Annotated in this window: 17 protein-coding genes; 8 read left to right on the plus strand and 9 right to left on the minus strand. The window is 42.2% G+C overall.

The annotated features are described in order from the left end of the window. Positions 1-6: 6 nt before the first annotated feature. On the minus strand, positions 7-963 hold the full coding sequence (locus tag CVU62_07135; GenBank protein PKN37499.1) for a hypothetical protein: 957 nt from the start codon (positions 961-963) through the stop codon (positions 7-9). A gap of 33 nt (positions 964-996) precedes the next feature. Continuing rightward, positions 997-3378 (minus strand): formate acetyltransferase, encoded by a 2382-nt coding sequence (locus CVU62_07140; protein ID PKN37500.1) that lies wholly within the window; start codon positions 3376-3378, stop codon positions 997-999. A gap of 258 nt (positions 3379-3636) precedes the next feature. Between CVU62_07140 and CVU62_07145 the strand changes: the two genes are divergently transcribed. Beyond that, entirely contained in the window at positions 3637-4350 is a 714-nt protein-coding gene (locus CVU62_07145) for a hypothetical protein (GenBank protein ID PKN37501.1), read from the plus strand. 32 nt (positions 4351-4382) lie between these two features. Here CVU62_07145 and CVU62_07150 read toward each other — a convergent pair whose 3' ends face one another. Further along, entirely contained in the window at positions 4383-5624 is a 1242-nt protein-coding gene (locus CVU62_07150) for a hypothetical protein (GenBank protein ID PKN37502.1), read from the minus strand. A gap of 60 nt (positions 5625-5684) precedes the next feature. After that, positions 5685-6869, minus strand: a complete 1185-nt coding sequence (locus CVU62_07155; GenBank protein ID PKN37503.1) for a hypothetical protein — start codon at positions 6867-6869, stop codon at positions 5685-5687. A 254-nt stretch (positions 6870-7123) separates the two neighbouring features. On the opposite strand from CVU62_07155, the gene CVU62_07160 reads away from it, so the two are divergent. Further along, positions 7124-9181 (plus strand): hypothetical protein, encoded by a 2058-nt coding sequence (locus CVU62_07160; protein ID PKN37504.1) that lies wholly within the window; start codon positions 7124-7126, stop codon positions 9179-9181. A gap of 59 nt (positions 9182-9240) precedes the next feature. Here the strand turns inward: CVU62_07160 and CVU62_07165 are convergent, their stop codons facing one another. Both CVU62_07165 and CVU62_07170 read right to left on the minus strand, forming a co-directional pair. Next, a complete protein-coding gene (locus CVU62_07165) occupies positions 9241-9966 on the minus strand; it encodes a hypothetical protein (GenBank protein PKN37505.1) in 726 nt (241 codons plus the stop codon). Beyond that, complete coding sequence (locus tag CVU62_07170) at positions 9953-10609, minus strand: hypothetical protein (GenBank protein ID PKN37506.1); 657 nt, start codon at positions 10607-10609, stop codon at positions 9953-9955. The genes CVU62_07165 and CVU62_07170 overlap by 14 nt, the downstream gene beginning before the upstream one ends. Positions 10610-11019: 410 nt before the next feature. On the opposite strand from CVU62_07170, the gene CVU62_07175 reads away from it, so the two are divergent. From CVU62_07175 to CVU62_07200, 6 genes are all read left to right on the plus strand, one after another. Next, positions 11020-12126: an acyl-CoA dehydrogenase gene (locus CVU62_07175; protein PKN37507.1), complete on the plus strand. Its 1107-nt coding sequence runs from the start codon at positions 11020-11022 to the stop codon at positions 12124-12126. Positions 12127-12150: 24 nt separating this feature from the next. Beyond that, entirely contained in the window at positions 12151-13350 is a 1200-nt protein-coding gene (locus CVU62_07180; protein ID PKN37508.1) for an acyl-CoA dehydrogenase, read from the plus strand. A 123-nt stretch (positions 13351-13473) separates the two neighbouring features. Then, positions 13474-15069, plus strand: a complete 1596-nt coding sequence (locus tag CVU62_07185) for a B12-binding domain-containing radical SAM protein (protein ID PKN37509.1) — start codon at positions 13474-13476, stop codon at positions 15067-15069. A gap of 410 nt (positions 15070-15479) precedes the next feature. Further along, on the plus strand, positions 15480-15944 hold the full coding sequence (locus CVU62_07190; protein PKN37510.1) for a MaoC family dehydratase: 465 nt from the start codon (positions 15480-15482) through the stop codon (positions 15942-15944). A gap of 10 nt (positions 15945-15954) precedes the next feature. Then, the gene (locus CVU62_07195) at positions 15955-16404 is read left to right on the plus strand and encodes a hypothetical protein (GenBank protein PKN37511.1); all 450 of its coding nucleotides are present in this window, start codon (positions 15955-15957) and stop codon (positions 16402-16404) included. A gap of 53 nt (positions 16405-16457) precedes the next feature. Beyond that, entirely contained in the window at positions 16458-17813 is a 1356-nt protein-coding gene (locus tag CVU62_07200; GenBank protein PKN37512.1) for a hypothetical protein, read from the plus strand. Between the two features lie 44 nt (positions 17814-17857). On the opposite strand, the gene CVU62_07205 is transcribed toward CVU62_07200, so the two are convergent. From CVU62_07205 to CVU62_07215, 3 genes are all read right to left on the minus strand, one after another. Beyond that, positions 17858-19411 carry a hypothetical protein gene (locus CVU62_07205; protein PKN37513.1) on the minus strand — a complete coding sequence of 518 codons (1554 nt, stop codon included), beginning with the start codon at positions 19409-19411 and terminating at the stop codon, positions 17858-17860. A gap of 407 nt (positions 19412-19818) precedes the next feature. Further along, positions 19819-20109: a hypothetical protein gene (locus CVU62_07210; protein PKN37514.1), complete on the minus strand. Its 291-nt coding sequence runs from the start codon at positions 20107-20109 to the stop codon at positions 19819-19821. A 106-nt stretch (positions 20110-20215) separates the two neighbouring features. Further along, on the minus strand, positions 20216-20557 hold the full coding sequence (locus CVU62_07215; GenBank protein PKN37515.1) for a hypothetical protein: 342 nt from the start codon (positions 20555-20557) through the stop codon (positions 20216-20218). Positions 20558-20820 lie beyond the last annotated feature (263 nt).

Raw genomic sequence — 20820 nt, forward strand, 5'->3', positions numbered from 1 at the left:
TTTTCATTAGATGTTATTCATTACACTGAATCGTGATTTAAAATCATAATGTTCCAAATCTTTTTGCGCCAGCTTTCGCGAAGGACATTTATGCAAACAGCAGCCACAGAAATCGCCGCAGATAATCCCGAAGCAGTTTTCCAGCATGGATTTATCGTAATAATGCATCTCCCCGCTCGATTGCGCTATGGCATAATTGATGAATGATCCGGGACCATCGGGAATTTTGATATCGCTCCTTCCGCCGGAGCCCTTGACCATTCCGTGGATGGCATATATACAGCGAACATTATCATGTGCTGCATATTCGAATGTTCGTTCGCCAATCTGCACTGTCTGTTTTTCGTCAGCGGATAGAGCCTGCGTGGGACAGGTTTTCACGCAAATGGCGCCGCATTGCTCCTTCCGGCACAATTGTGGTCCATTGTAAAGATATGTCGGCTCAAGTTCCGCCGACGTCAAAATAGAATTGAATCGCTGCATGGCGCCAAATTCCGGCGTCAGGGCAAGTCCGTTCCACCCGAAGTCAGCAATCCCCGCGGCAACTGCCGCGTGACGGTGCGAAAACTCAGCTCGCAACTTTCCCTCAACCAGGCTTTCGTCCATGTATTTAGTCATACTGGTTAACCACGTAGGCAAGAAACAAAGGCTCTTGTGTCCCTGATACTCCAGCAATTTTGCGACACGGTTGACAATGCGCGAGCTTTCGATATTCGTTAATCCGTATCCGTAAAAAAGATAAGGTGTGATTGATTTGCATCTGTCTTCATAGACTCCCCACACATCCGCTGTACCCTGTAAAATGTGCAGTCCGATTGAAATAACCGATTTGCATTGCGGCATAAAATCGGTGGGCCGGTGTCCATCCGGCGCATGGGCAAACCTTTCCACTGGCGCGATACCTACCAGATCAGCGCCCAGATCAAGCAGAGTTTTAACAGTTTTTTGCGTTAGATTATCCATGAGTCAGTCTCCTTCTAAAAATTAATTTTCTTTTCAATGTACCGCGTTCATGGTCCGCGCGATTAATTCATCCTGCAGATCCGTCGACAAATCGCCAAAGTAAACCGAATATCCGGAAATGCGCACCAGCAGAAATGGATATTTCTCAGGATTTTCTTTCGCTTCACGAAGCACTGAAGCATCCAGCACGTTTAACTGAACCTGCATGCCGCCGCGCTTAAAATAAACATCAAGAAGTGAATTCATCAGACCGCGGCCTTGTTCATCACGCAGAGTACTGGCATCAAGTTTAAGGTTAAAATTAATCCCGTTGGCGATTTGCTTGTAATCAATTTTGTTCATGGAATTTATCAACGCAGTCGGTCCGCTTCTATCCATGCCGTTCTGCGGCGCCATGCCCGAGGCAAAGGATTCGCCACGCTGTCTGCCGCAGGGGAACGGCCCGGTCAGCTTGCCGAAATGTATATGCGCGGTATTGGAATAAAGACCCGCGATATATTGACCGCCGCGCGTGTTTTGCCCGGCATTGCGCATGGCTTTCGCGTACTCGCTTACGACAAAATCTGTCCAGAAATCGGCGCGATCATTATTATTACCGAACTTCGGAGCCTTTCGCATTAAAGTAAACCAGTACGGATCAGCATTACGAGCGGTCAGTACTTCCCGTAGACGAGCCAGAGATATTTTTTTATCCTGAAAGACAATCTTCTCGATAGCGCACAGGGAATCACCGGCGGTCGATACTCCCACGCCCTGTATGCCGGAAAAGTTGTACAGAGCGGCTCCCTGAGTGGCGCACGCGCCTGAGGTCAGGCAACCGTCAATAAAGACACTGGTGAGCGGAACTGGACGATAACGGGCATGCGCCCGTTCGATGCATTGCAAATCTTTGATCATTCTGCCGACCATGTGATTCAATTGAGTCACAAAGGCGGCGGTTACGTCATCGATATTTTTCATTCGTTCGACAGGAAGTGTCTTTGCGCCAATCCGCAAAAACGAACCAAAACACCTCCCCTGGTTCAGCGCAAGTTCCATCGCCAGCGGCACATTCACCATTGCCGCGTCGGTCGAACCGAGCGTCTTGCCCGGAGCGGTCGGTTCCACACACCCGATGGCCACATAATCGCGGGCATCGTGAATATCATAACCGACCCCGGTCATGGTGGGAATGATCACATCATCATTGAATAAAGACGGGGTATTACTTCCGCCAGCCAACGCGGTGTATATGATTTTTTTAAACCCGGCAGGCGATTCGGCGTGGAGGCGGGCATGGAAATTCGGCTGCCGCATGCGTAAATCATTGGCGATATCAATCAACATATAACTCAATTCATTGGTCGCGTCTTTTCCTTCTCTATCCATTCCTCCTATGGTAACAACCTGCCAGCTCGGCATACCGCCGAATAATATGGTGAGGGCCTGCGAAAATACCGGTATTGTCTCGCAAAGCTTGATACTGAAAGCGGCAAGCAACTCGCGGGTTTGTTCCGGAGTGATGCGTCCTGCTGCAAGGTCGCGCTGATAGTAGGGATATAGTAATTGGTCCACGCGACCGGGACAAACGGTTTCACCCATGCTTTCCTGAAAGATGGCGATGTGAAGAAAGAAAAGACTCTGAAGAGCTTCGCGAAAAGTTTTTGCACCATGCCGCGGAACATTGCGGCAGATCGTTGCAATGTTAAGAAGTTCGGCGCGACGCGTTTTATCGGTCTCGGCGACGGCAAGTGATTCCGCGCAATCGGCATATCGCTCACCGAAGAGAGCAAGAGCCTCCGCTGATGTTAAGGCCGCCTGATAGAAGGCATCTTTTTCCGGATAGGTATTGCGTTTTCTGAGATCTTCAATTTCTTTTTTGATCGTATCGGTGCCGAGTGCCATGAGCTTGGCATGATTGGGGGTAAAGTGGGCTATGCCTCCCACCTCATTGATAAAGTAATCTTTTGCCCGCAATTGTTCCAAAGAATATCGAATTCGTTCAAACACATTGGGAAAAGCTTTGGCAATAATAAACCGATTTTGCCAAAACGGCATAATCATCGCAAGTTTTAATTGCTCTTTACGCGAAATGAACAGAGGATTGACGGCGCGACCGGTAAACTTCAGCAAGTCTAGCAACACCACCAGACCATGCGACTCAGGATAGATAATTCCGCCAACACGCTTCGAGGTATAATTCCCGACGATGAGCTCGTTCGGATATATGATAACGCTCTTATTAATTAATACATGCCGTAGAGCTTCCGCCATTTGTATTATGATTGGTTTTTTCCGATTTTTTCTATCTTTGAAATATTCCGTCCAAAGAAGCGCCCGTTCCGTGCATATGCCTCTTTCGTATTCCTGCACTTGTCGCTTCAGGCGAGTTATGCGGTCATCAACGCCCTCTATTTTAACCTGCGATGTTTGCATCAATACAAACCTCAAATAATATTTTCGGCTTATTTGGTAATACCAATATCGTTAAATATGGCATATTGTCAATATATTTTTTTGAAATATAGCTAATTATACGATATTGGTCTTACCAAATTTAAGCAAGTCTTCAATATGATAAAAGTTTGATTCCTTACTAAAAACGGTTTTTATCTCTTTTTAAAAATCCCCTACCCTCTTTTTATACTTTTATATTTTAATTAAATCTTCCCGTAAGATATGATATGAGAAGTCATGGATAAAAAACTTTCCAATAAAATAGTCCGGGATATCAAACAAAAAATTCTTTCCGGAGCTTTACGCACCGGTGATCGTCTGCCTGCGGAACGCGAATTGGCTGAAAAATATAAAGTGAGCAGGATAACTATCCGTAACGCTATATCCAGATTGGTTTATCTCGGCTTTTTGCAGACAATGCCGCAAAGCGGAACCTTTATCGCCGACTTTAAGAAAAACGCGTCTATGGAACTTCTGGTTGACATTATCTCCAGCGATGATGAAGTGGATAAATCAATTCTCATTGAGCTTATGGAAATCAGGCGAGTATTCGAAGGCTACTGCGCCGGTCGCGCTGTAATAAAAATGGATGAATCAAGCCGAGAAGAGCTAAGAGATATGGTCAACGGCATGATTGCAAACAAGAATAATCCTGAACAACTGGTGGAGCTTGATTACAAAATTCATTATCTATTAATGGAACTTGCCGGTAATAACGTACTGCGTCTCTTGTTCAACTCGTTTAAGCCCGTGTATCAGTTTTATCTCAAAATATTCTATGCAGTTCCAAAAAATGTAACGGGAATCCTGCCTTACTATGAACGTTTTTATAGCGCGGTCGAGTTGCGTGATGACCGCATTGCGGCTTTTGTAATGAGTGAACTGCTTGACTACGCTGAAAGGGCTACGGTCAGAATAATTGAGAATCTGCCCCAAATAAAAATAAAATAACTTAATCCATATTTTCTTTGCCAACAGTTAAATCAGCTGTATTGCTTTCCTTTTTTCAACGTGAGAATGGCAAGGGCGATGCAGCTCAGCACAAAAATATTTATCATCCAGAGATAGTGATACGATCCGAATTTATCGTAGATAAAACCGCCTAAAACCGGTCCGATTGCTCCACCAACACCGATAAAAAAAGTTAAAAGACCATAGATTGATCCCAAAACATGCCTGCCGAAACGATGGGCTATAAGAAGCGGTATTACCGGCGCAAGTGAACCGTAACCGAATCCGTAGACGAGAGCGCAAATATAGAGATCAAAGACGCTCTGCATATTCAACATCAGTATTGTTCCCACCAGCATAAACGCTATGCCCGCAAAAGAAACATATTTGGGATCTTTTATTTTGTCCGTCATCCAGCCGAAAAGGAATTGTCCGATAAAACCGGTCAAGCTTATCGCCGCCAGAGATGAGGCGGCGGCCATTTTGTCAATGCCATTGTCTGTCGCGTATGCTACCTGATGCACAAAAACGGACATACTGATCATAACAGCCAGACCCTGACAGACCGCCAGCGTCCAGAAACGCGAATCTTTAAAAAGAGTCAGAGTGGATACTTTGTGGACAATCTGTGTTTCGGACAATGGAGCACACATCGTTGTCGTATCTCCATCAGGCAAAAGGCAATACGCTTCAGGATTTGTTTTCCTCATAAGTGTTTGGGATATAACAATGCCCATTATTAATATAATGAAGCTTAAAGCCATCAACCCGAAACGCCAGTTAAAAGCATCGACAATGTAACCGGTAAGCGGCGTCAGCATAACGGTTCCCAGACTTATGCCCATGGAAGCAATTCCGACAGCCAGGCCTCTCTTTTTGATAAACCATTTACTGACGGAAGAACTGCAGGCGACAACACCCATTCCGGCGGCTCCCAATCCAACCATTAATCCATAACTAAGGTACAAACCGAAAGGAGTTTCTACAAAGCTGGTCATCATATAACCGCAGGCGGCAATTAAAGCTCCTGTTGTTATTATCCAACGTGGCGCGATACGATCCAGCATTCTGCCGACAAATATGGCGCAAAATGAATAGACAAGCATGTTGATGGCCGCCGCCAGTGATATTACCGAACGCGACATACCGAATTCCGTCGCCATCGGTTTAAGAAAAACGCCGAAGCAGTAACGGGCACCGTAATTCATGCCCATTACCAGAAACGCGCCGCCTACGATGTACCATCCCCAGAATATTTTTTGATTATTTTCCATGAATTAATTTTTTAAAAAATTGAATTTAAATATCCGCCGATTCTCTTTGGCAAATAAAGATCAATTCGATGCGCGGCAATCGTTATACATTTGCAGCATTTTGTTATACCTATTAACCATAGACTCAAGTACGGCTGCTTTACCCTGCGTATCTGCCACTAATCGATTATACCAGCGACTTTTTTCATTGTATGCGCTGATCTTGACATTAAGATTATGGATTTTCCGCGAGTCGCCATAAGTATATCTTTGGTCTGTCGCGATGGACTCATTCTCCGCATCGAGTTCTTGTTTTATACTGTCAATCTGGTCATTCAGGCTATTAATCTCTGCTTTCTTGAGTTCGATATCATTGAGAAGACTCTCTGAGGGCGCAACGCATGTACGCTGCGAAACAGGCGGCGATTGAAGGCCAAATATCTGCACGGAGATATACGTTTCCATGCCGTTCATTTTTCCTTTCAATACTGCGGCACCGATCTCTTCCACTTCCGAAGAGAGGATATTTCTCCTGTGACCGGGGCTCTGCATCCAGCCATCGACGATCTTTTTATTTGTGTAGAAATCACCGTTTCCAATATTCTCCGCTATGATCTTATACTGGTAGCCTACACTCTGAGCTATATCGGAGGCTTGCTGGCCCGTGGGAGAAACATGGGCGAAATACTGTTTCTCGAGCATATCCTTTGCTCTTGATTCCGCAATGGTATTGAGGAGTAGATTCGTTCTCAAAGCCGGTAGTCTATTGAGAACACGGGCATTATTGGTAAGGATGATAATTGCCTCCCGGGTAAGTACTTCCCGCGACGCACGGCGTCCGACAGGATTGTCGGCGGTAAGAACCTTCTGAGAGGAGAGAGGGTTTCCAACAAAATTACCTGACTTGAACAAGTAACGGGGCGATTGTATCTGTGTATAAATAACCACACCCGCAATAAGAGCAACTATGATAATTCCTGTCCCATACTTTGTACAGAACTCTGATCTTGCGCGCTTCACTTCGACTTCCCCGACCATCGCAGCAAATGTCTGTCGGTCACGCAGTGGCCGCCATAAAGTCGTGCTGCCATAACGAATTAGCGTACTCCCGGTAATTTCACCAGTCTTTAGAAACGCTTGTATCTGACTGGTCGTAAAGGGACCGCGCATGACACTCATCCCACGCCAATTCTGTTCCATGAAGTACCAGTTCGTAGACTCATTTGCCATGAAAGAATATTTAACAGATTGGACGAATACAGGCAAGAGAACAATCTACCGGCGCAAGAAGAACAGAGGGTAAGTTTACTTTAACTATTGCCCGGTCACACAACTGTCTCTTTGTCACTTCGAACGTACATGAGAAGTTTTAAAGACAATATCTTCACCTTAATCCGCAGGTCGGGTACAATATTTAATTTGACATCTGATTTTGAATAATTTACAAAACAAAATATTTTTATTGAACAATCTTCATTTATACAAAAGCACCGGACAAATAAATTATTAAGGAATATCCCATGAAACGAATACTGTCTTTTGTTTTTTGCATTCTTCTGATGTCAGTGATTTTTGCCGAGGCAGGCATATCAGACAAAAATGATAAATTGATTCAAGCAGCGGAAACAGGCAATCTGCAAGGTGTGCAAAGCGCACTTGCGGAAGGCGCAGATATCAATGCCCTGGTGGTAAAAAAATATGAGTTCGGTATGGAAAAAGGTACAACAGCTTTAATAGCGGCATCAGAAAAAGGTCATAAAGAAGTCGTCAAACTTCTCTTGAATAGGGGCGCTAATGTAAGAATAAAAGATATTCCTAATGGATTTACGGCTCTGGTAGTGGCATCGCAAAATGGTCACACCGATATAGTAAAACTCCTTTTGGATAAAGGCGCTAACGCTGATGAAATAGAAATCCTAACCGGCTACCCTACGTTAATATGGGCATCGGATAAAGGCTATGCGGAAATCGTTAAACGCCTTCTGGAAAAAGGAGCTAACGTAAACATAAAAGAGACCGCTAACGGCTATACCGCCCTTATGATGGCGTCACAAAAAGGTTATACCGAAGTTGTTAAAATTCTTTTGGATAAAGGTGCCGATGTAAATATGTCAGCTAATAAGGATGGGGCAACCGCCTTGATCTTGGCATCACAAAGCGGTCACACAGAGGTTGTTAAACTACTTTTGAATAAAGGTGCCGACCTGAACAAAACAGAAAAAATCAGCGGCGCCAATGCTCTGATATTGGCATCACAAAAAGGCCATGCAGAAATTGTTAAGCTTCTTTTGAACGAGAACGTTGATATAAATTTTAGGGATGCTAAAAACAATTTAACTGCTCTGGCGTGGGCATCTTCCGGTGGCCATGCAAAGGTAGTAAAGCTCCTTTTGGATAAAGGTGCCGATATAAATATAACAAATGAAAACGGATTCAGCTCACTGATATGGGCGGCAGATTATGGTCATACGGAAGTCGTCAAACTTCTTCTGGATAAAGGTGCAAGTATTGATGCTAGAGAAACGACCACCGGCTATAATGCATTGATGTACGCAGCAGACAACGGATATGCCGATACTGTCAGAATCCTTTTAGATAAGAAAGCTGATGTTAATACAAGAGATGTGACTCGCGGCGAAACGTCTTTAATGCGGGCATCAGGAAATGGGCATATTGAGGTCGTCAAAGTTCTTTTAGAGAAAGGTGCCGCTGTAAATACAAAATCTACTTCTGAAGGGACAACAGCTTTAATGATTGCTGCAAGTAAAGGCCATACAGAGGTAGTAAAATTTCTTTTGGACAAAGGCGCTGATGTAAATGCCAAAAGCACCAACGGATCAACCGCCTTGAAAATGGCATCTTCTGGCGGTCATATGGAAATCGTTAAAATTCTATTGAATAAGGGCGCGGACATAAATGTAAAGGATATTTACGGATACAATGCATTGATGTGGGCAACGGAGAAAGGCGATAAGGAAATCGTCAAACTCTTTTTGGATAAAGGTGTTGACGTGAATGCAAGTGGTGTTTACGAAATTACTGCTCTAATAGTAGCGTCGTTTTCTGGCCGTACGGAAATAGTCAAACTTCTCTTGGATAGAGGTGCCAATGTAAATCTAAAAGATACCCAGGGGTTTACTGCCCTAATGGTGGCATCCTCAGCCGGCCATGCAAAAACTGGCCTTATAACGATTAATCAAACTATGTTTGCATCACCAGCTGCTTATACGGCGATTGTCAAACTTCTTTTAGATAAAGGAGCAAAAATAGAAGTACGCAATTCCGATAACGCAACCGCCTTTTTCATAGCATCGCAGAATGGTCTTACGGAAGTTGTCAAACTTCTTTTGGAAAAAGGTGCTGATGTAAATGTACAAAACATTAATGACGCAACACCTTTGATGATGGCATCTATTGGCGGCCATACAGAGGTTGTCAAACTTCTTCTGGAAAAAGGTGCTAACATGAATGTAAAAACGAATATTGATGGAGTCGAATATACTGCTTTGAAGATAGCAAAAAAGAAAGGCTGGCGAGAAATTATAACCATATTGAAACAAGCCGGAGCAAAGGAATAGACGGATTTATTTTTAGTCTTTGTATATTTTTTCGATAATTTATTTTTCCAGGATATGGATTAGCGTTTGAGTTTCTCTGTGGTTGTGACAACATTTTTGACATTCTTGAATTTGTCCTTCTTCACCATTTGTCTGAGGCCGGCGATGGTCCTTATGCCATAATCTTTGGTGAGCATATTGACAAGAAAATGAGGCAATCTTCCGCCTTGATCACCAAGAACATGATAGGTAACCTCAGTTTTGTCTGCGCCTTTTGGTACCAGTATACAATCAGTGATAGATGACGGCATCCGTACGACATTTTTTTTATGATTATATGAGGTTTTTATCCCTTCTGCGTGGCAATAGATAGCACCTGTTGATTTATCCACTGACCATAAAGCTTTTGCCACAGCATCACGATCGCTCACAGGGAAATGCAAATCGATCAAACTATAGAAATAGATAACATCCCCCTCACTTCTCATTTCAGGGGTATTGACTATGAAAGATTCTTTACACAAAAATACATATTGAGGCATTACGGAAATATCACGCATAACAGCTTCGACGACCGCGATCGGCGCATCCACGAAACCTGTGGCCTTTATCTCATTAACACTGCTTCTGCTAGTTGGCCTGGCATAGCCTGTAATACCATCTGATTCTCCGATTTTCTTCCAGCCGTCATCTGCCGCCCACGCAACCGCAATACTTATTACAACGATAAAAAAGATTAACTTACTGAGGTTAAAAATTTTCGACATAATTATTTTTCGCTTGAAATTTCCATCACTGGCCGACAAGAATCTTCTTAAACCACGGGAAAAAGAGTGTCATGCTGGCGTCTTTCACCCAGGTTCGATATTGTTCCTCCAAAGGATTCATGTTCAGTATCTGGGCCTGGCATGATCTGGCTCCGACCAATGATATCATAAGGCTGTAGAAACAATAAATGAACATCTCTATTTCGCGGCTCGATCCCTGCAGGGTAAGTTTTTCTTCCATGCCACGTCTCATAGCAGCCATGCTCATAATGATAAAACGGTAACCGGGTATTTCTTCGATATTACCAATGTTAACCGCATTAAGTGCGGCTATACGCAAAGCGTCGGGTTTGTCCATTGTGTAATCAAGCATTCGGTCGATGAAAAGCGAAAACCCTTCCTTAAACGACATTGTATCGAGGCCTTCATACCAGGATTCCTGCGCCGGAATTGTCTCATTATAAATAGCTTCGGCCATTGCATAGAATAACTTTTCTTTGGAACCGAAATAATAATGAATCATCGGATGTTCTACACCAGCCTGTTTGGCAATCATGCGCGTACTGGCAGTTTTAAACGAATACGATGAGAACACTTCTCTGGCTGCCAGTAAAATTCTTTCCCTGGCAGTTTTTTCATTGGCGGTAGAATGTTTTCTGATTGTTTTCTTTAATTTTTCCATAATTAAACACTATCTATATAAAACCATGTGGTAAATATAATATTTAATGTTTTACAGATCTTATTTTGCTAATTCAGCACATTTTACAGTCATAACTTATTATTGTATAAGTTATTGTTTATATAGTTATATATAACACATAACACAATATTAAACATAAAGATAGAAATATTTAAAAAAGAGATTGACACGCATTATTTTTTCTAGTACTTACCAATCGGTAAACAATTTTGTGACAAATTTTGAACAGACGAAATTCTGCGCACGCTGTTTTTGTTTGTTTTAATTTTTGATTGTTTTTTTTAAATGACCACGTTACAAAGTTGTCGCAGCATCAAAAAGTTTTTGGTTTTGATATAGATATTTTTTAAAAAGGTTGGTTATTAAAAAAGCTTAAAAAGGAGGACGGAATGTCAACGTTTAGTTTGGATGAAGATCAACGACAGATTAAAGAATCCATGGAAAGTTTCGCGGCCGATGAATTAAGACCACTTTCAAGGGATTGCGATGAGGAATTTCGTGTTCCACCAGAATTTCTTGAAAAAACATGGGGCTTGGGACTTACAGCCAATATCATACCTGAAGAGTATGGTGGCTATGGTTTTAACAGGTCTTGCCTTAATAATGTCATTATGGCAGAGGCACTTGCTTATGGCGATCTCTCATTGTCTCTCGCGGCAATGGCGCCGAATCTCTTTGTGTTGCCTATTCTGGAAATGGGAACAGATGCTCAGAAGAAAAAATATCTTCCAACTTTTTGCGGCGACAAATACAAGGTTGGAACCATGGCTATCATGGAACACTCCATTTCCTTTGATCCGTTTGACGTAAAGACAAAAGCTGTCCTGAGCAACGATAATTATGTAATAAACGGAGAAAAATGCCTGGTTCCAATGGCGGATCAAGCAGAATACATGATCGTGATTGCTTCGACAGACAAAGGCACCGGCGCTTTTATCGTCGATAAAAACGCGGCGGGCGTCTCCTTGGTAGAAAAAGAAAAGAATATGGGTCTCAACGCTCTTCCCCTTTACAGAGTTGCCTTTAAAGATTGCAAGGTTCCTGCTGAAAATTGCCTTGGCGGGGAGAAGGGAATTGATTACACAAGACTTTTGTGTCTCTCCCGTATCGGACTTTCTGCCACAATGGTGGGTGTAGCACAGGCAGTTTTGGATTACAGCATAAAGTATACAAAGGAACGCGTCGCTTTCGGACAACCTATCGCTACACGTCAGTCAATCGCATTCATGCTTGCCGATGCAGCCATAGAAATAGAAGGAATAAGATCTTTAACCTGGAAGGCGGCCTGGACAGCAGATCAGGGAGAAGCAATGAAGGACGAGCTTCTAAGAATTTCCTATCTCACAAAGACATATTCCGCTGAACAGGTATTTAAGATTGCTGACTACGGAGTGTCGATGTTGGGAGGCCATGGTCTTATCCGTGAACATAACATCGAGCTGTGGTTCAGGAATGCAAGGGCATTTTCAATGTTAGAAGGTCTGATAATGGCGTAAGCCTTATAATGAAGGAGGAGCAAAATGATAAGCTTTAAAGAATCTGAAATGGAAAAACAGGTAAAAGATCTGATCCATGGTATGGCCAAAGATATCATGAGACCGATTGCACGATATTATGATGAACATGAGCATCAAAGACCAACGGAACTGGAGCCTTTTCGCGTTATCATGCAGGCAGGTGGAATGGGAGCAGGCAGAAAGAAGAAAAGCGGTGAAAAGAAGGAAATTAAAGTAACTGATGATAAGATTGGCTCAAATGCAATGTCTATTACTGGGGCGGAAGAACTGGCCTGGGGTGATGTCGGATTAATGCTGGCCCTGCCCGGATCCGGCCTGGGAAACGCAGCCATCGGTGCCGTCGCTACCGATGAACAATATGAGCGTTTTGGACAGAAGTATGCCGCCATGGCTATTACCGAGCCTGGTTGCGGATCGGATGCCAGCGCCGTCAGCACGACAGCCGTACTTGATGGTGATGAATATGTATTAAATGGTGAAAAGATATTTGTAACGGATGGTGATCGCTGTGAAGTAGTAGTAGTCTGGGCGACTCTGGACAAGAGTAAGGGCAGAAATGCAATAAAATCTTTTGTAGTAGAAAAAGGAACACCGGGCCTGACCGTAGGTAAACTGGAACATAAATGCGGTATCCGGGCTTCAGATACTGCGGTACTGATCCTTCAGGATTGCAGAATACCAAAAACTAACATATTGGGTGATCCCGAGATAAGACCCGAAGGCGGTTTCAAGGGCGTTATGGCAACTTTTGATGCCTCACGACCATTGGTTGGAGCTCTGGGACTGGGTTGCGCAAGAGCTGCCTATGAATTCACCAAAGAAACCCTGGCTAAAGAAGGGATAGAAATACGGTACGACAAACCCCTGATTAAGCAAAGCGCTATTGAAAAAGACATGCTCTGGATGGAAGCCCAGTTGGAAATGATGCGCGTCATAATACAAAAGGCTGCATGGATGGCCGATAATGGCCGGCCGAATAATTTAGAGGCTTCCATGGCAAAGGCCAAAGGAGGAAAGGCAGGCAATCTGGTTGTTCAGAAATGCGTTGAACTTCTTGGACCTATCGGATATTCTCAGAGATATTTGCTGGAAAAATGGATGAGAGACAATAAGGTCAATGATATCTATGAAGGCACACAGCAGATTCAGATGATTGTTATAGCAAGACGTATTCTTGACTATGGAAGAGACATGCTAGCGTAAAACAAAAATACATTGTTTTTTCCGGTGGCTTGTGTGTACTACACGCAAGCCACTATTTTTTTTAACAACAATACCATTCAATAATATTGACGTCACATTTTGCAATAAAAAGAGGTCCGATCAATGAAAGTAGCCATCATTGCCCCACCGTATCCTTTGGAAGAAGCACCGGCACCACCTTTGGGTATTTCTTATGTTTCGGCTGCCTTCGAAGCGGCTGGCGCAGAGGTGGAAATTTTTGATTACATCGTTTCTCAATATACACCGGACAAACTAAGAGAAAGGCTGGACAGATTTAAGCCTGATATAGTGGGTGCAACGTCGGTTACATTGAATTTTAAATCGGCAGCAGAAATTGTTAGAACTGCAAAAAGGCATAATCCTTCCGTGATCACGATAATGGGAGGTCCCCATGTTTCCTTTGACGCAATTAATGTTCTTCAGTCCTATCCGGAAATAGACATGATCGTAATAGGAGAAGGGGAAGAAACCATCAAGGAATTGATGTTAATCAAAATGATCATGAACAAATGGAGTAATGTCAAAGGCATTGCCTTTCGTCAGGACAATGAAGTCATTTTTACCGAACCACGAGAATTAATCTCCAATCTCGATACGTTGCCCCTTCCGGCAAGGCATCTATTGTCTTTATCCCGGTATCAGGCTCTGGGTTTTCCTGTCAGCATAATCACAAGTCGAGGTTGTCCTTATCAATGCATCTTTTGCCAGGGTCGCAGAATGGTGGGAAAGAAAGTCCGCCATAGAAGTCCTTCTCTGGTAGTCGATGAAATCGAAAACATTTTATCTTATGGAATAACCAGAATCAATGTGGCAGATGATCTTTTTACTGCAAACAAGAAAAGGGCAAGAAAAGTCTGCGAGGAAATTCAGCGTCGGAGTTTAAAATTTGGCTGGAGTGCATTTTCACGCGTGGATACAATGGATAAAGAAACTCTGGAAATCATGCGTGACACTGGATGTGATAGTGTAGGTTTGGGAATTGAATCGGGAAACCAGGAAATACTTGATCGCATCAAAAAGAAAATTACTTTGGATGAAACAAGGCGGGCCATAAAGATATGCAAGGAAGTGGGACTACCCGCCCATGCATATTTTATAGCGGGGCTCCCGGGAGAATCTCCTCAAAGTTTGAAGGATACAAAAGAATTTGCCGAAAGTTTAGATGTACCTTTCGGATATCATTTGCTTGCACCTTTTCCCGGTACAACGGTAAGGGAAAATATTGACGAGTATGATCTTGAAATTTTGACTGATGATTGGGATCAGTATGATGCAAACAGAGCAATTGTAAAAACTTCAAAAATTTCATCGGAACAAATTGCTGAATTTGTAGCTGAATATGATAAAGAAGTTAATGATGGGTGGGAAGATTTTTTACAGCAATACAAAAACAAGACGGGCAAAAACACGCCAGAGGAAAATTTCATGGTTGAAGGACACTTAAGGACGGATCTGATTTACAAACTTTTAGCACAAGACATCATTGAACGTTACGGTTCCTTCCCGACAGAAAGTTTTCAAAAGAATTCTTCTGATGAAAGCGTTGACATACTTTGCAGAAAAGTTCAGAAGATTACGGATATGGAAACGCATATAGTTAATAATACTTTAAAAAGCCTTATTAATTCCGGCTATATTAAATCTCAACTTGCTGGTGATAAAATCACTTGGCATTGGACACATAACAACAAGGCATAATGATTTGTGCCTGAATTTTATCTTTCAGTTTTGCAGTATTTCTTCATATACTCATTGGCGTTTCACTATTTCCGGTTTAAAAATAATTTCATGCCACTTCATTTTAAAGAATACAAAGAGTGATTAATTATCAATATAACCTACCGCGTTGTTATTTTTCTTATTTCCCCAATTCATACAACATTTCAATCCGTAATGAATGAGGCGTAGTATTTTTCTCTTTAAAAAACGAGGCTTATAAAATAAAGATCACTCGTTATACATTCGTTGAGAAAGCCGATAATCCTGATGAATCGGAGCCAACAAAAATAGCGCTTTGATTTAGAATTGAGATTAGAATTTTGTAATTAAATCGTGTTATTCTGATATAAATATGATATAAATTTAACTCATTTTTACAGGAGGCAATTATGGCAGACAGGTCAAAGCTGGGTATGGAATTCCCTGCTTACACTTTTACAATAGAAAAAGATAAAATTATCGAGTTTGCCATTGCTGTTTCTCAAAAAGATAGTAAGGAACAAATCAATCCCATTTACTATGATGAAGAGGCTGCAAAAAAAGCAGGATATCAAGGGATACCGATTCCTCCGACCTTTCCCATCTGCTCTTTTTTTTGGACTGGTGGCGGTTTAATGGGAACGGCTAAAATTTTGGGTATTGATTTGAGCCGGCTTTTGCACAGAGAAGAAGAATATGAATATTTTGGCATCATTTACGCCGGCGACGTCATCACCCGAAAAATGAAAGTTATCGATATGTTTAAAAAGGGAAGCAGAAACATGATTGTGGAGGCTACTGTTTTGGAAACAGAATTTATAAATCAACGGGGCGAATTGGTAATCAAATCCCGCTCAAGATTAATGGAAAGATAGGAATATAAATATGGCTCTAAATTATGATGACATTGACGTGGGATACAAAATGCCTGTTTACACATCCGAGCCCATTACCAGAACACATCTGGTCCGTTATGCCGGAGCTTCCGGTGATTTCAATCCGCTTCATCATGATCAGACCTTCATTAAAATGATAGGCATGAAAAATGTTATTGCCCACGGCATGTTAATTATGGGCATTGCCGGCGAAGCCGTTACTTCCTGGATCGAAAACAAATGTTTAAGAAAATTTAACACCCGTTTTTTGAGTATGGCAGAGCCAGTCGATCTGGATGATATGGAAAACACAAAAGATCGAGCAACAATAATCGTTAGTGGCGAGGTGGTTAAAAAATTTGAAGAAAACGGCGAGAAACGAATTCAGTGCGACATCATTGCTCAGGATGCTTTAGGCAGTAAAAAGCTCTCGGGATTTTTTATTGCAGCCCTGCCTTAATCAATTCAACCTTATAAATTGATCTTTTATAAAAAATAAATACAGGTAATTATATGAAGGCCCATATTTTAGTAATTGATGACGACGCGGTTGCCTGTGAGTTTTTGCAGGAAGCTCTTTCGCTTGATGGTTATGAAGTAAAATCCTATACATCAGCTAAAGAAGCTTTAAAGCAAGACCTCTCCCGGTATGATCTGCTGATGTCCGATATTCGTATGCCTGAAATGGATGGTTTGCAATTTCTAGGTGAAGTGCACAAAAAGTGGCCGGACTTACCCGTTATCCTCATGACCGCTTATGGTTCTCTGGAAACTACAATGGAGGCTATAAGTCTGGGCGCCTGGGATTACATAAGCAAACCATTCTCACCTGAAGATTGCCGGTCTATTGTAAAAAAAGTATTGGAAGTCAGAGAGCTTCGGGAAAAACGACTGAAACTTGATTTGTCAGAAACAGACAAAGGACAAGAGTTGCTGGGGTCATCCGCACCAATGGTAGAATTTTATAAACAGATCGCTCGTGTCGCCGATGCCTCTGCCAGTGTTTTAATAGAAGGTGAAAGCGGAACAGGAAAAGAATTGACTGCCCGATCTTTACACAACATGTCTTCAAGGCGGGACAAACCTTTTGTTGTAGTTCATTGCGGGGCTATTCCCGATAATTTGCTGGAATCGGAACTGTTCGGATACGAAAAAGGAGCGTTTACCGGCGCCAGTCATCAACATGTCGGACTACTGGAATCAGCTGAAGGAGGAACGGTTTTTCTCGACGAAATTACAGAAATGTCAACTGCTCTGCAAGGCAAGTTTTTACGGTTTATGCAAAATGGTGAAATAAGGAAAATCGGAAGTCATGAAGTTCATCACGTTGCTGTACGCGTGGTTGCCGCAGCAAATAAAAATATTGACCAGGAAGTAGATGCCGGACGTTTTCGTTTGGATTTGTTATATAGATTTATCGTACGCTTACGTGTTCCGCCTTTGAGAGAGCGTAAAGACGATATTCCTTTGCTTATTGAATCAATGCTAAAAAAATTCGGATATGCCAATGTACGCATTTCCGTAGAAGCGATGGAATTACTTATGTCTTATGATTGGCCGGGCAACGTTAGAGAAATGGAAAACATGCTTCAGCAAACACTTCTACTGTCTCCTTTCGCGGTTATCCTGCCGGAAAATCTGCCAGTTCGTTTTCAGCAGCAACAAGAGCTTGTCAAAAGTGACGCTTCGTATGAGCTCTCACCACTGGAAATTGCCGAAAGAGATAAAATTCTGCAAACTCTTCAGGCGACTCTCTGGAACCAGTCAAAGGCGGCTCAGATTCTGGATATTGATCGTAAAACATTACGCTTGAAAATTCGCCGTTATGGCTTAATCAGCGGTAAAAACACATCACCGAAAAACCCTTAAAATATTACGATCAGCCATCATTGCGAGACAAAAAAGATGACTTCCTATGCTGGAGAAGTATTTTCCTGCGGGGCTATCGGAAGATTAAGAATAACTGAAGTACCCTGTCCCGATGTACTTTTTATTTCCATTGTGCCGCCATGGACTTTGATTATGTCACGGACGATAGCCAACCCCAATCCGCGCATGCCTTCATCCTGTCTTGTACTGAAAAACGGTTCGCATACCTTCTCCACCATATCAGGTGTCATTCCCACGCCCGTATCGGTAATGATTATCGACTCAAAATTTTTAGGGAAAAGATTTTTAACCGCTATGCTTATTGTTCCACCTTGCGGCATTGCTTCAAAAGCATTTTGTATTATATTCATAAATGCGGTTTGAATACGATAACGATCCACGTATAAAGGTTTAACCTCCTCGTCAATATTCACTGTTATTTTTACTTTGCTTCTTTGCATAAAAGGTTCGACAAGAGGCAATGTCTCATTTAAAATTTGTTGAACAGTCAAGACTTCAAAATGTGGTTCCGGAAGGCGCGTGGCTCTGCGCACATTTTGAATTACATTGTCCAATCGTTGAGTTTGTTGCACAATCAAATTAAGTTTATGTGCTACATCTGGCGGCCAGCCCCCTCTTTCCAAAAGAAGTTTGGATAACCCTCCGATGGAATGAAGCGGCGTGCCTAAATCATGAGCCAGGTTAGCCGTCAACTGACCCAGGGCAGTTAATTGTTTCAAATCAGTAACCTGTTTTTGCAGTTGAACAACATTGAGCGTCTCTTCGCGAACACGGTCTTCCAGATGTCTGTTGAGTTCCAGATTTCTGTTCATTACATCCTGAATTTCATCAGCCATAATGTTGAAGTGCTTGGATATCTGTCCCCATTCATCACTGTGAACAACGGGAATCCTGTTTATATATTGTCCTTTCTGAAATTCATCAATCGTTTGAATAATCACTTTAAGAGGTTTGTCGATTATCCAGCGATAACTCAATCCCAAAACAAGAAGAATGAAAATTAATAATCCGATGCTGCTGAAAATCAGCAATTGCCGGGCGCTATTCATGATTTCGGCATTCGCGCGTGAAAAACCGATAACTCCCACAACCAGACGTGAACTTTTTGTTTCCCCTGAAACAGGATAAAGCAGGCCCAGCGCGGGACCATTCTCCGTCTCTATTTTAACGTAACGCAGTTTGTTTTCATATCCTGTGGACGCAACCATATTATCAGGCCATTCATATTGGACACGGCTTGCGCCGGCCACGTAATCTACCTCTTTATGACTGGTATCAAAAATATCAATTCTTGCCAGACGTATATCCGTCTGCACATGATCTTTAAGCGCTGAATCAAGAGCTCGGAGACCACGTTTTGTCGGGAAATACTGATAGAAAGCGCTGACTGTTTCAGCAACATTCTCCAGTCTCTTTACTTGCTGGTCAACCAATATTCCATCCATAACCGTAAGTTGAATAATGCCCCAAATGGCCATGGTGAAGGCAAGACCAATGATAATAAGAAGCATCAATCTTAGCCGGACAGTAAGCCTGTCATGAAAATCAATAATATTTTGCAGGATTTTCTTAAACATAGACTATTTTTATATCAAAAATATAAATATTTAACTAGCAGTAAACCACAGTATTCAATCTCCTATGCGGGATAATTTTTAATTCATATATATCGGGATTGAATAATTCGATGTACACATTGCATTACGCTACGCTTATGAAACTTGGAACTCATTATCCCACGTCGCTTCGCTTCGGGGATAATTCGCCTTACGCTTTAATGAGCCTTAATTTTTACCCTAAAGGGCACTGCGCCGAAACGCAGTTATCGGAAAATTTTAAGAGCGCATTATCCCGCCACCTTCAGGTGGCAGGGACAAACTTCATCCCGACTCGTCGGGATTCGTTTTCAGCTTGGCTCACTAAAAAAGAAGGGACAGGCAAAACCTGTCCCTTCTTTGAAAGTACATAAATTTTTTCTACTAACTTATTTTGCAGCGGGAGCTGCTTCTTCAACTTTCTCTTCAGCTTTCTTTGCGGCTTTCTTTACTTTCTTTTTGGCTTTCTTTGCGGCTTTGGCTTTCTTTGCATCAGCCTTTACAGCGGCCTCATCCTTTACTTCAGCAGCCTTTACAGCGGCCTCATCCTTTACTTCAGCAGCCTTTACAGCGGCGGTAGCCTTTACATCAGCAGCTTTTACAGCAGCCTTGTCAGCGGCCATAACGGTCATGGAAAATGCGAAAACCAATGCAACAACAAACAATACTAAACGCTTCATCTTTTAAATCCTCCTTAAATTACATTTAATTTTAATATTCCCCTTTTAATTAAGGGACTCCTACCAACAACTACTTTTCCTTGAAACAGGTTTTGTTTCAAGTGTTTTAATATCTTTTTTTCTTAAAAGTTACTTTTGATACTCTCGATGCTGTCAGCTTGCCGTCTTTTTCCGTATATTCTATTTTCACCGCATCATTTATGACGATACCTGTAGATGGTTTTTCTAAAGCAAACTCCATTGCTTCTACATCACCTTTTAAGGTACGTTCAATCTTAATAGATTCATTGGAAATTTCGACGACTTTTCCCGTCGCATGCATTTTTGCGGCCTTAACAACACTTGTTTTAACAGGCCCTGCATTAGCAGTGGAAACTGGTATATCACCGGCAAAAGCAAACGTTGACAAAACAAGAACTAAGCCAAACATGTATAAAGCTTTTTTCACGATGAACTACCTCCGTAGTATTCCGGCTGCATATAACAGCAACTAGTATGCCAGCGGACGATACTAATTAATAATTTATAAGTATTTGTAATAATTAACAATTATTTTCTATCTGCAAAATCAACCTACTTTTTTATTCGGCATTTGATGAATAATTCCCCCACATTGGGGAATTATTCATCAAATATATTTCATACCTTTGTGGCAAATCAAAGAAATTTCTCGATTTTTTCATGAAAAACATTATGTGGGATTGACCGACC

It is taken from the genome of Deltaproteobacteria bacterium HGW-Deltaproteobacteria-2, assembly GCA_002840505.1.
In the GTDB taxonomy this organism is placed as follows: Bacteria; Desulfobacterota; Syntrophia; order Syntrophales; family Smithellaceae; genus Smithella.